Source organism: Thermobifida alba (assembly GCF_023208015.1).
GTDB classification, from domain to species: Bacteria; Actinomycetota; Actinomycetes; order Streptosporangiales; family Streptosporangiaceae; genus Thermobifida; species Thermobifida alba.
Genome location: NZ_CP051627.1, coordinates 2,816,052 through 2,828,369 on the forward strand (window position 1 = coordinate 2,816,052; position 12,318 = coordinate 2,828,369).

General features: G+C 71.4%; 9 protein-coding genes. 7 read left to right on the forward strand and 2 right to left on the reverse strand.

The window, feature by feature from the left end:
- Nucleotides 1-7: 7 nt before the first annotated feature.
- Complete coding sequence (locus tag FOF52_RS12485) at nt 8-1,858, reverse strand: amidohydrolase (RefSeq protein ID WP_248593849.1); 1,851 nt, start codon at nt 1,856-1,858, stop codon at nt 8-10.
- Nucleotides 1,859-2,222: 364 nt separating this feature from the next.
- On the opposite strand from FOF52_RS12485, the gene FOF52_RS12490 reads away from it, so the two are divergent.
- Nucleotides 2,223-3,287 (forward strand): acyltransferase family protein, encoded by a 1,065-nt coding sequence (locus tag FOF52_RS12490; RefSeq protein ID WP_341849831.1) that lies wholly within the window; start codon nt 2,223-2,225, stop codon nt 3,285-3,287.
- 47 nt (nt 3,288-3,334) lie between these two features.
- Here FOF52_RS12490 and FOF52_RS12495 read toward each other — a convergent pair whose 3' ends face one another.
- On the reverse strand, nt 3,335-4,246 hold the full coding sequence (locus FOF52_RS12495; protein WP_248593850.1) for a CDP-alcohol phosphatidyltransferase family protein: 912 nt from the start codon (nt 4,244-4,246) through the stop codon (nt 3,335-3,337).
- A 234-nt stretch (nt 4,247-4,480) separates the two neighbouring features.
- On the opposite strand from FOF52_RS12495, the gene FOF52_RS12500 reads away from it, so the two are divergent.
- The 6 genes from FOF52_RS12500 (at nt 4,481) to FOF52_RS12525 (ending at nt 12,306) form a co-directional block, all read left to right on the forward strand.
- Nucleotides 4,481-5,920, forward strand: a complete 1,440-nt coding sequence (locus FOF52_RS12500; protein ID WP_248593851.1) for a GuaB1 family IMP dehydrogenase-related protein — start codon at nt 4,481-4,483, stop codon at nt 5,918-5,920.
- Between the two features lie 186 nt (nt 5,921-6,106).
- Complete coding sequence (locus tag FOF52_RS12505) at nt 6,107-7,942, forward strand: substrate-binding and VWA domain-containing protein (RefSeq protein ID WP_248590143.1); 1,836 nt, start codon at nt 6,107-6,109, stop codon at nt 7,940-7,942.
- Between the two features lie 30 nt (nt 7,943-7,972).
- The gene (locus tag FOF52_RS12510; RefSeq protein ID WP_248590144.1) at nt 7,973-8,641 is read left to right on the forward strand and encodes a hypothetical protein; all 669 of its coding nucleotides are present in this window, start codon (nt 7,973-7,975) and stop codon (nt 8,639-8,641) included.
- A gap of 42 nt (nt 8,642-8,683) precedes the next feature.
- Nucleotides 8,684-9,079 (forward strand): DUF3592 domain-containing protein, encoded by a 396-nt coding sequence (locus FOF52_RS12515; protein ID WP_248590145.1) that lies wholly within the window; start codon nt 8,684-8,686, stop codon nt 9,077-9,079.
- Between the two features lie 369 nt (nt 9,080-9,448).
- Complete coding sequence (locus tag FOF52_RS12520; RefSeq protein ID WP_341849683.1) at nt 9,449-11,869, forward strand: nitrate- and nitrite sensing domain-containing protein; 2,421 nt, start codon at nt 9,449-9,451, stop codon at nt 11,867-11,869.
- A complete protein-coding gene (locus FOF52_RS12525) occupies nt 11,866-12,306 on the forward strand; it encodes a roadblock/LC7 domain-containing protein (RefSeq protein WP_248590147.1) in 441 nt (146 codons plus the stop codon). Before FOF52_RS12520 ends, FOF52_RS12525 begins: the two co-directional genes overlap by 4 nt.
- Nucleotides 12,307-12,318: the final 12 nt, after the last annotated feature.

Genomic DNA, 12,318 nt, shown 5'->3' on the forward strand with positions numbered 1-12,318 from the left:
TCACCGGTCAGTAGCGGTGCGGTGGTTCGTCGGGGTGGGCGTCCGGGGGCGGCGGGGCGTCGACCGGCGCCCCCGAGGGGGGAGGTGCGGAGAACGCGGGCCCGGAGGGCGGCCGGAAGGAGGGGGAGGGGCCGGTCAGGGTCCCCTGGGTCGGGCCCCGCGGGGGCGGCGGGGGGTCGTTCAGCAGTTCGGCCATGTCGGCGTGGACGGTGGACTCGTCCTCGTCGTCGGCGAGCAGCGCCGCCATGTCCGTGTTCTGCGTCGACTCACCCTCGTCGTCATCGGCCAGCAACGCAGCCATATCCGTGTTCTGCGTCGACTCACCCTCGTCATCGTCGGCCAGCAACGCAGCCATATCCGTGTTCTGCGTCGACTCACCCTCGTCATCGTCGGCCAGCAACGCAGCCATATCCGTGTTCTGCGTCGACTCACCCTCGTCGTCATCGGCCAGCAACGCAGCCATGTCCGCGTTCTGCGTCGAGTCGGCGTCGTCGGGGTTGCCGGGGCGTCCGCTTCTCGCCAGGCCGGACGTCGCCCGTCCCGGTCCAGAGGTGCGTCCCAGGTAGGTCAGGGCGCCGATGGTGAGCGCGGCGAGGCCGGCGCGCAGCGTGGCCTCGCGGTCGGGGGCGAAGTGGGAGGAGTGGGAGCCGGGCACCGAGGCGAGCTTGTCGAAGGGGGTGGCACCGGGAGCGGCGGCCCACACGTCGTGGGGGGTGGAGCCGAGGAGCCACATGACGTACGGCACCGGCTCCTCCGTGTCGGGCAGTCCGAAGGAGCCGAAGTCCTCCCCGAGGGTGAAGGGCTCGGGCAGGTCGATCACGTAGGGGTCGCCGAAGTAGGCGCGGTGCGCGGCGGCCAGCGCACGGGTCTGCTGCGCGTCGTTGCGGGTCAGTCCGGCTCCCCGCACCACGGTGACCTCGGGTTCGCGGGGCGCCGCCGAGGCCGCGGCCTCGGCTTTGACCACGCGCTCGATGGCGGCGTGCAGCCGGTCGGCCACCCGTTCGTTGAGGCAGCGCGTGTTGATCTCCAGGTAGGCCTCGTCCGGCACGAGGTCCGACTTGGTTCCGGCGCGCAGCACCCCCACGGTGAGCACCGCCATCTCGCTGGGGTTGACCTCGCGTGCGACGACGGTCTGCAGGCGGGTGACGATGGAGGCCGCGATGACCACCGGGTCGACGCCGGTCTGCGGCTGGAACCCGCCGTGGCCGGGGCTGCCGAAGACACGCACCCGCACGGTGCTGGACATGCCCAGGAGGACTCCGGCACGGTGCGCGATCATGCCCGCGGGCTGCGGGCCGACCCGCTGGGCGAGGGCGATGTCGGGGCGTCCGAACCGTTCGTAGAGCCCGTCGGCGAGCATGGACTCGGCGCCGTCGAGGGTCTCCTGGCCGGGCTGGGCGACGACCATCAGGGTGCCGCTCCAGTGGTCGCGGGAGCTGGCCAGCAGGTCCGCCGCGCCGACCAGGCAGGCGGTGTGCGCGTCGTGGCCGCAGGCGTGCATGATCGGCACCTCCTGGCCGTCGGGCAGGGTGCCGCGCGCCGTGCTGGCGTAGGGCAGTCCGGTCCGCTCCTCCAGGGGCAGGGCGTCCATGTCGCAGCGGAGCAGCACGGTGGGTCCCTCCCCGTTGCGGAGGACACCGACGACGCCGGTGCCGCCCACTCCCGTGGCGACCTCGTAGCCCGCACGGGACAGCCATTCGGCCACGGCCCGGGAGGTGCGGTGCTCCTGGTGCGACAACTCCGGGTTCCGGTGCAGGTCGACGTAGAACCCCTCGACGAGAGGGAAGATCTCGTCGACGAGTCGCATGACCTCGCTGCCGTGTTCTGCGACACGTCGTGGATCGACCGCCTGCGGCACTGCTGCCACCGCCTTCGTGACTTCGGTTCGATGGTTACGGACCGTGCTGGGGCCCCGCCGGAATCCACGCGACCCGCAACGATTGTCGCGACCCGCGACGGGAATCTCAACACGTCCTGTGCCGCCCGGGGACGCTCCGGCTCCCCTGCCCGACCGGCGGGACCCGGGCCCGTCCGGCCCGCGAAAGCGCGGTGTGCCGTCCCACTCACACGTATTCCTGTGGATTTTCCCAGTATTCTCTTATGCTTCTGTCAGAAGTTTCCCGGTGTCACCGGCTAGAGAGACGGCGCGCCGCTTCGTCGTCCGCCGCCCGGCTGCCCGGTACCCCGACCCCGCACGGTGTTTCGGAGACCTCTTGACTTCTGTGACCAACCGCCGGAGGGACACGGCGTCCGCGTCGGCCTCCCGGCACCGCGACTCCCGTCTGGACAATGCGAAGTTCCTGCTCATCGCCCTGGTGGTGATCGGCCACGCGATCGAACCCATCCGGGGGACCCCCGTGGTCGACGCGGTCTACATGTGGATCTACTCGTTCCACATGCCGGCCTTCATCCTCATCAGCGGCTATCTGTCCAAGTCGTTCGACGCGTCGCCGCGGCGCGTGGAGAAGCTGGTCCTCGGAGTCGCCGTCCCCTACCTGATCTTCTGGGGGCTGCACGTGCTGCTGGCCGTCCTGCTGGACCGGGGCGTTCCGGCCAGTCCGCTGGAGCCGGCGTGGACCCTGTGGTTCCTGGTGGCCCTGTTCGTCTGGCGGCTGAGCGTCCCGGTGTGGCAGCGGCTGCGCTGGCCGCTGGCCACGGCGGTGGGCGTCTCGCTGGCCACCGCCTTCGTGGAGCTGGAGAACGTCCTCGGCCTGGGACGGCTGCTGAGCCTGCTGCCGTTCTTCGTGCTCGGCCTGCTGCTGCGGCCCGAGCACCTCGACGTGCTGCGCCGCGGGTGGGTGCGTGCCCTGGCCGTGCTGACCGTCGCCGCCTCCGCGGTCGTCGCCGTGCCCGCGGCGCGGTACCTGGAGTTCGAGTGGTTCTTCTGGCGGTCCAGTCTGGTCGACCGCGACATCGACCCGCTCGGGGCGGGTCTGCTGCTGCGGCTCGGGTGCATGCTGGCGGCCCTGTCGCTGACCGCGGCCCTGCTCGCGCTGGTGCCCCGGGGCTCCGGCGCCGTCACCCGGCTGGGCGCCTACACGCTCTACGTCTACCTCGGGCACTCGCTGCTGCTGCGCGTCGCCGAGCACCTCGGCTGGTACGACCTGGCCGACGGGGTGCTCGGGCTGGCCGTCAACACCGCCCTGGGGCTGGCCCTGGTCTTCTTCCTGTGCCTGCCGTGGGTCCGGGCGGTGCTGCGTCCGCTGGTCGAACCGGACGCGTCCTGGGTGCTGCGGTCCGCGCGGCCGGGGGAGGCGCGCTCCGGCGCACAGCGCGCCGGCTCCTGAGCCCCGGGGGACCGTCGTCGGCTTCCCCGGGCCGCGGGCTCCGGCGGTCAGTCGACGGCGGTCAGCTCCCGCATCCTCGCCTCGAAGGCCCGGGTGTCCAGCCACAGCTTGACCACCAGGACGGTCTCGAAGAGCATCAGCGCGACGCTGGCGAAGACCGCGACCGGGACGATGAGGCTGGGCCAGGGGGTGAACAGCGAGACGACCGCGGTGAGCGGCGCCAGCACGCAGACGAACATCTCGAACTCGATCCCGCTGAACAGGTGCGGGCGGACCCGGTGGCGCAGCAGCGCGTCCCGCACCCTCTGGTAGCCGCGGAACCTGGTGAACACGCTCTCCACGGAGACCGCGGCAGCCACCTCTCCGCTGTCCCGCTGTTCGGGCTGCACCGCCTCCTCGGTCTCGGTGCTCTCCGGGTCCTCCACGACCGGTTCGCTCCGCCGCCCCAGCAGCGCCTCGCCCAGCTGCCGCCGCATGCTGCGCCGGGTCTTGGCCATCTGCGGGCCGTTGAGGTAGCGCAGCAGGTCGAAGAAGGTGAGCAGCGGCGCCAGCAGCAGGTAGCCGATCTCGCCGGTGTACACCCACTGGCCCAGGAGCAGGGCCATCATGCAGGCGAAGAAGCGGATGCGGTCGAAGACGAAGTCGACCCAGGCCCCGAACACCGAGCCGGTGCCCTTGAGCCGCGCGATCTTGCCGTCCATGCAGTCGAGCACGAAGCTGAGGTGGAACAGCAGTGCCCCGGCCACCAGCCACGGCCAGCTCCCCTGGGTGAAGCAGGCCGCCGAGGCCAGGCCGAGCACCCCCGCTCCGAGGGTGAGCTGGTTGGGGGTGATCGAGGTGTGGTTGGCGGTCCAGACGACCAGCCGTCCGGCGAGCGGGTCCACCAGGAACACCGTCCACCAGGCGTCGCGCTTCTTGTAGGTGCGCTCCCGGACTTCGGCGAGCGTGAAGGCTGTCATGGTCTCGTGCTGCTCCTGTGCGGGGTCGGTCCTCTGCACCGCGGGGAACGCCTCCGCCGCGGCGGCCACGGGGACACAAACCTCCCCGAGAGGAAGGGTGAAACGGGAGAGCCGGCGGTCACCGCACTGCCCGGGGCGGCGGTTGGCGAACCATAATCAGAGCAGAAAGGCGTGGCGTGGGGGACCGGGTCGCGTCTTTCGCCGAGACCGCCCTACATCGAAACCGAGGTGGACGTGCGCTTTCTCAACGACCAGGTGCCCACCCACGACCTGACCTACGGCGACGTGTTCATGGTTCCCCAACGTTCATCTGTTGGTTCCCGGATGAACGTTGACCTGGCATCGCATGATGGTACAGGTACCACGATCCCCATCGTAGTGGCGAACATGACGGCGGTCGCCGGCCGCCGGATGGCCGAGACCGTGGCGCGGCGCGGCGGCCTGGTGGTCCTCCCCCAGGACATCCCCACCGACGTGGTGGCGGACGTGGTCCGGTGGACGAAGACCCGCGACCTGGTGCACGACACGCCCATCACCCTCGGCCCCGCCGAGACCGTCGGCCACGCCCTGAACCTGCTGCCCAAGCGGGCGCACAACGCCGTCATCGTGGTCGACGACCGGCGCCGCCCCCTCGGCGTGGTCACCGAGGCCGACTGCGCCGGGGTGGACCGCTTCACCCAGCTGCACGAGGTCATGTCGACCGAACTGCTCACCGTCGCCGCGGGGACCGACCCCCGGGAGGCGTTCGCCATCCTGCACGACTCCCGGCACCGCCTGGCGCCCGTGGTGGACGGCTCCGGAGCCCTGGTGGGGGTGCTGACCCGCACCGGCGCGCTGCGCGCCACCCTCTACCAGCCCGCGGTGGACGCCGCGGGACGGCTGCGGGTGGCCGCCGCCGTCGGCATCAACGGCGACGTCGCGGCCCGGGCGGAGCGGCTGCTGGAGGCGGGGGTGGATACCCTGGTGGTCGACACCGCGCACGGCCACCAGGAGAAGATGCTGGACGTGCTGCGCCGGGTGCGCGCCCTGGGGCCGCGGGTGCCGGTCGTGGCGGGCAACGTGGTCACCGCCGCAGGGGTGCGCGACCTCGTCGCGGCGGGCGCCGACATCGTCAAGGTGGGGGTGGGCCCGGGGGCGATGTGCACCACCCGCATGATGACGGGGGTGGGCCGCCCCCAGTTCTCCGCCGTGCTGGAGTGCGCCGCCGCGGCGCGCGGACTCGGCCGGTCGGTCTGGGCCGACGGCGGGATCCGGCACCCGCGCGACGTGGCGCTGGCGCTGGCGGCCGGGGCGAGCAACGTGATGATCGGCTCCTGGTTCGCCGGGACCTACGAGTCCCCGGGGGACGTGCTGCGGGATGCCGAGGGCCGGCTCTACAAGGAGAGTTTCGGCATGGCCTCGGCCCGGGCGGTGCGGTTGCGCACCGCCGACGACTCGCCGTTCGAACGGGCGCGCAAGGCCCTGTTCGAGGAGGGCATCTCCTCGGGCCGGATGTACCTGGACCCGGAGCGTCCCGGGGTGGAGGACCTGATCGACATGATCGTGGCGGGGGTGCGCAGCGCCATGACCTACGCCGGCGCCGCGACCCTGGAGGAGTTCCACGAGCGCGCGGTGGTCGGCGTGCAGAGCGCCGCCGGGTACAACGAGGGCAAGCCGGTGCCGGGCGGCTGGTGACCGGCGGTGACGCGGCGCGCCTTCCGGGGCGCCTCGGGGGCGCGCCACGTCACCACCAACAATCCGACAAACTGCACTTTCATCACAATCGTTACGTTTTTCCCAAGGTGCAACCGGTTCCGCCTACCCTCCCTCTAAGGCATCAGGGAGTCAGGACCGAGAGCGGTATCAAGGGACGGGATCTCATTGGTCTACCAGGCACCACCGGCACCTCCGAAGCGGCAGCGTCGGCTTCTGCCCCTCCTCATCGTCGCGGTCGTCGCGGTCGTCGTCATCGCCCTGGTCCGGTGGGTGTCCACCGGCGCGAACCTGCCCTCGCTGGCCCTGTTCGGCTGCTCCGACGACGCCGTCACCCTGACGGTGGCCGCCTCCCCCGAGAAGGCCGGGGTGATGCGGCAGCTCGCCGAGGACTACAGCGGCACCCGGATCGACGAGGGCTGCGTGGAGGTCTCGGTCGTCGAGCAGTCCTCCGGCGAGACCCTGGAGGCGCTGGACTCCGGCGAGTGGGACGAGCAGCGGTACGGTCCGCGGCCCGACGTGTGGTCGCCGGCCAGTTCCGGGTGGGTGCAGATCGCCCGGCAGCGCACGGCCGAGCAGGACCGCGCGTCGCTGATCCCGGACCAGACCCCCTCCATCGCCAACTCCCCCCTGGTCATCGCCATGCCGCGGCCGATGGCCGAGGCCCTCGGCTGGCCCGAGGAGGACCTGGGCTGGGCGGACCTGCACGACCTCGCCGACAGCGCGGACGGCTGGGGCTCCGTCGGCCACCCCGAGTGGGGCGAGTTCCGCATGGGCAAGACCAACCCCAACTACTCCACGTCCGGGCTCAACGCCACCATCGGCACCTACTTCGCGGGCACCGGGCTGGCCTCCGACCTGACCGTCGAGGACATCAACTCCAGCCGGACCCGCGCCTTCGTCAGCGCCGTGGAGCGCTCCATCGTGCACTACGGCGACATCACCATGACGTTCCTGGCCAACCTGCAGCGCGCCGACGCCGAGGGGCAGGGGCTCACCTACGTCTCCGCGGTGGCGGTGGAGGAGATGTCGGTGGTGCACTACAACCAGGGCAACCCCACCGGCGACCCGGAGAGCGCGGAGGGGGCCGAACTGCCGAACGTGCCGCTCGTCGCGGTCTACCCCGAGGAGGGGACCCTCATGTCGGACCACCCCTACGTGGTCCTGGACTGGGCCGACGAGCCCCGCCGCGCCGCCGCCGCGGACTTCCTGGAGTACCTGCTCGGCGACGAGGCCCAGCAGCTGTTCCTGGACAACGCGTTCCGCGGCCACGACGGGGCCACGGGAGAGCTGCTGCGCGAGGACAACGGAGTGCTCCCCGCGAAGCCCGCCGAGCTTCCGCTGCCGTCGGCGACCGTGCTCGACGCGATGCTGGAGAACTGGGCGGAGCTGCGCAAACCCGCCAACGTGCTGCTGGTCATCGACACCTCCGGGTCGATGCAGGAGGCCGTCCCCGGCACCGGGACCACCCGGTTGGAACTGGCCAAGGACGCCGCCATCACCTCGATCGACGAGTTCTCCGACAGCGACCACGTGGGCCTGTGGATGTTCAGCACCGACCTGGAGGCCAACGGGCAGGACTGGCGGGAGCTGGTCCCCCTCGGTCCGCTCGGCGAGCCCGCCGACGGCGGTTCCCGGCGGGACCAGATCGTCGAACGCATCGCGAACCTGCCGCCGGGCGGCGGGACCGGACTGCACGACACCGTGCTGGCCGCGCACACCCTGGTCGCGGAGAACAGCCGGTCCGACGCCATCAACGCGGTGGTGTTCCTCACCGACGGCAGGAACGAGGACCTCAACGGCATCGGCCTGGAGGAACTGCTCGACCGGATCACCCCGGAGTCCGGACAGCAGGGGGTGCGGGTCTTCACCATCAGCTACGGCGAGGAGGCCGACCTCGACACGATGACGCGGATCGCCGAGGCCACCGACGCGGCGGCCTACGACTCCTCCGACCCGGAGAGCATCGGCGAGGTGTTCGAGGCCGTCATCTCCAACTTCTGACGGCCGAGGAGCGGAGGAGGGGAGGAAGCGGTGCACCTGCGGAGGTTCGCCAACCCGTGGTGGCTGCTGTGCGGCGCCGTCGCGGGCGGACTGGCCTGGGCGGTGACGCTGCCCGTCTGGGCGGCGGCGGTGATCGGCGTGATCATCTGGCTGACCGCGGTCCTGGTGTTCGGCTTCCTGTTCCCCTCCCCCGCCCCCGCACCGGAACCGCCCGCCTCCCCCGCGGCGGCGGACCCCGACGCCGAGTGCGCCCGCCGCGCGCACGCGGCCGCGGCCTCCTTCGCGGAACTGGCCGCCCCGCTGGCGGACGGCCCGCTGGGCGAACGGGTCCGCCAGATGGTCTGGCGGACCGCCGAGATCGCCGCCTCCATCGACCACCTCGCCCGCCGCGCGCACGCACTGGCCGCCCTGGCGCACGCGCCGACCCCCGACCCGTACTCCCGGGACCGCGCACGGTACGTCGAGGGCCGCCACGCCGAGGTCCGCCGCCGCATGCACGCGGCGACCGGCGACCTGGAGGCCGCGGTCCCGCGCCTCCTCCAGGCCGCGCCGTCGCCCGCCGCACCCGACGCGGCGGCCCTGGAACGACTCGCCGCGGACCTGGAGAACATCGGCTACGGCGTGGACATCGGCGAAGGCATCGTCGACGAGATCCTGGGTCCGGAGCCTCCCCCTGCCCCGGGAGCCCCTCCGCGCTGACGGACCCCGAACCACCGGCCCCCGACCCTTCCGGAACGACTCATGGAGTTGTACTATCCCCTCCTCCCGATCGGGATCGGCCTGCTGTCCCTGACGTGGCTGGTGCGCGACGTCGTCGCCGCGTGGCTGCTGAGCCGCCGGGGCGAACGGGCCGAGGGCAGGATCGTCGGCTACGCGGAGACCAGCAGCACCGCCAGGATGGTCGTGCGGTTCCGCACCGAGGAGGGCGAGGAGGTGCTCGCCCTCCACGACAACTCCTCCTGGTCGGCCGCCCGGTACGGCGACCCGGTCACCGTCTGCTACGACCCGGACGAACCGCAGCGCGCCCGCATCGTCGCCGCACCGTGGCTGACCCTGTGGTCGCGCGTGCTCTTCCTGGGGCTGGCGTCGGGCATTCTCCTCATCGGCTGCCTGCTGGGGTTCTTCGCCTGGAGCTGACCGGAGATGCGCTCTGACCAGCGCCGCGACCACGGATTTGTCTCTTCTACCGCTTACGCCACACTTCAGATCGGTCTGAAATGATCTGCGTGGCGTTGGACACGGTACGATCCTTGCTGGTTTCCTTACCCTTTGACCGCTTACGTGCTTCAGCACACCCCGTCGCCCCCATTCTCGCACGGGGGGCAGACCCGGCTCCGGCCGTCATTGTCGTCACAGTGTCCGTCGGACCCTCCCCGCGTGTGCTCGGCGACCCCCCGGTCCTCTAGGAGAGCAGTGCAGGCAGCCAAGAAAAAGCGGAATCCGTCGATCAGGACCCGCCTCCGCAGAATCGTCCTCGCCCCGACGGCGGCGCTGATCGTCCTCTGGTTGATCGGCACCGTCTACCTGTCCTACGACGCGGTCATCCGGTACTCCTACGCCAACTCCACCGAGCGCCTGTTGCTCCCCTCCGCCCTGGCGCTGACCGCGGTCATGGACGAGCGTTCGGCGACCGCGGCCTACCTGGACCGCCCCCAGGAGACCCGGGAGACCCTCGCCGCCGTCCGCGCCGACGTCGACCAGCGCATGAGCGCCATCCTCGGCGACTTCCGCGAACTGTCCCCGCTCGCCCCCGAGCGGGTCCAGAAGCGCATCGCCCACCTGGACGAGCAGTTCGCCACGGTCGCCGACGCCCGCGCCCGGGTGGACAACGGGCAGTGGGACCACGAGGAGGTCGAGGAGTACTACAACGGGCTGGTCATGGCCGGGGCCGACCTGTTCGACGAGCAGTCCCGCACCGTTCCCGCCGCGGACCTCGTCGGCCCGTCGATCAGCGCCACCTACATGTTCCGTGTCGTGGACCTGCTCGCCCAGGCCGACGCGAAACTGTCCCACGGCTTCGCCACCGACGAGTTCTCCATGGACGACCAGCACGCCTTCGTCGACCGGATCGGCGCCTACCGGGGCATGCTCGACGCGGTCGACGACTACCTCGGCCCCGAGCAGAAGAACATGCTGGACTCGCTGCGGGGCAACGAGGAGTACCTCCGGATGGAGGAGCTCATCCACGAGATCGCCGACCGGATGATCGACACCGCGTTCGACCCCTACACCGGCCAGGAGGTGGAGGACCTGAGCATGCCGGTGGACGAGGAGGAGTGGCGGGCCGCGTACCTGCCGGTCAAGGACTCCCTCACCGAGATCGGCGCCAGCCAGGCGACCCTGGCCGCGGATCTGCAGGCGGACGCCGCCAACTGGTCCATCCTGACCGCGGTCCTGGGCTCGCTCAGCGTGGCCGGGGTCACCGTGCTGGTCCTGCTGTTCTCGACCCGCTCGTCTCAGCAGCTGGTCGACCGGCTGCTGCGGCTGCGCGACCAGACCCAGGAACTGGCCGACAAGCGCCTGCCCGACCTGGTGGAGCGGCTGAAGAGCAACGAACCGGTCGACGTCGCGGCCGAGGTCCTGCCGCTGAGCGACGCCGACGACGAGATCGGCCAGGTGAGCCGCTCCTTCAACGCCGCGCAGCGCACCGCGGTGGAGGCCGCGGTGCAGCAGGCGCAGCTGCGCCAGGGCATCAACCGGGTGTTCCTCAACATCGCGCACCGCAGCCAGACCCTGGTCCACCGCCAGCTGCGGCTGCTGGACAAACTGGAGCGCGAGCAGGAGGACCCCGACCAGCTGACCGACCTGTTCAAGCTGGACCACCTCGCCACCCGCGCCCGCCGCAACGCCGAGAACCTGCTCATCCTGGGCGGCCAGAACCCCGGCCGCACCTGGCACCACCCGCTGCCGCTGATCGACGTGCTGCGCGGCGCCATCTCGGAGTCCGGTGACTACTCCCGGGTCAAGCGGCAGCGGATCGCCCCCGTCTCGGTGCAGGGCGGCGCGGTCGCCGACGTCATCCACCTCATCGCCGAGCTGGTCGACAACGCGACCACGTTCTCCCCGCCGCACACCAGGGTCCACCTGCGCGGCGACCGGGTGCCCAACGGGGTGACGATCGAGATCGAGGACCGCGGCCTGGGCATGAAGGAGGACGAGCTCGACGCGGCCAACGAGATGCTGGCCAACCCGCCCGAGTTCGACGTCATGCGGTTGAACGAGAAGACGAGGCTGGGGCTGTTCGTGGTCTCGCACCTGGCGCGCCGCCACAACATCAAGGTGCAGCTGCGCACCTCGCCCTACGGCGGCGTGCTGGCCATCGTGCTGCTGCCCCCGGCCCTGATCGTCGATCCGCCGACCACCCCGGCCGCGCTCGGCACGGTCGACTCCGGCGACGAGGAGCCGGAGGACCGCCCCCTTCCCCCGCGCGACGTGCACGCCCCGGCCGAGAGCGCCGAGTCCGAGGACTCCTCGCCGCCCAGCGGCCCCCAGCCGGTGCTCTCCCGCCCCAACGGCGACATGCTCATCGAGCCGCCCGCCTCCGCCGAACCGCCCGCTCCGCCGACGACCGGGCTGCCGCGGCGGGTCCCCGGGGTGAGCACGTTCCCCCAACTCTCCGACGGCGGCACGGCCAACGGCTCCTCCCGCCCCTCCGGCGAATCCGCCGCCGGGCAGCGCTTCGAGTCCGCCGCCACGGACGGCCGTCCCCCGCTGCCCCGCCGGGTCCCCCAGACGAACCTGGCCCCCCAGTTGTGTGATGACCCCATCCAGGAGACGGACTCCGCCCGGCAGACGGGACCGTCCGTCAACGATCCGGACCGTCCATCGCGCCTCCGGGAGACCCTGACCGCGTTCCAACAGGGCACCCGCAGGGGCCGCGAGGACGGCAGGAAGCGGCTGAACGACACCCCGAAGGATGCACAGTGACCGACAACGCACCCCGAGATCTGGACTGGCTGCTCGACGAACTGGTCGAACGTGCGGTCGGCGCCCAGCACGCGATCGTGCTGTCCTCCGACGGACTGCCCATCGGCAAGTCCCGGGAGATGAGCACCGAGGACGCCGAACACCTGGCCGCGATCGCCTCGGCCTTCCAGAGTCTCGCCCAGGGCACCGGACGCCAGTTCAGAGGCGGCCGGGTGTTGCAGACCGTGGTGGAGATGGAGCACGCCTACCTGTTCGTCACCGGTGCGGGCAGCGGCGCCTGCCTGGCGGTCCTCGCCGGTGAGGAGTCCGACGTGGGGCTCATCGCCTACGAGATGAACGTGCTGGTGGAGCAGGTGGGACGGTTCCTGGAGACCTCCCCCCGCAACAGCGACCAGTCGACGGCCAGCGGTCAGGCCTCCACGATCCCGACGCGATAGCGGAGAGCAGCC

Bases quoted from the DNA above. Each gene is read 5' to 3' on its own strand.
- FOF52_RS12495 (WP_248593850.1), bottom strand. From the start codon at position 4,246: ATGACAGCCTTCACGCTCGCCGAAGTCCGGGAGCGCACCTACAAGAAG.
- FOF52_RS12515 (WP_248590145.1), top strand. From the start codon at position 8,684: ATGGAGTTGTACTATCCCCTCCTCCCGATCGGGATCGGCCTGCTGTCC.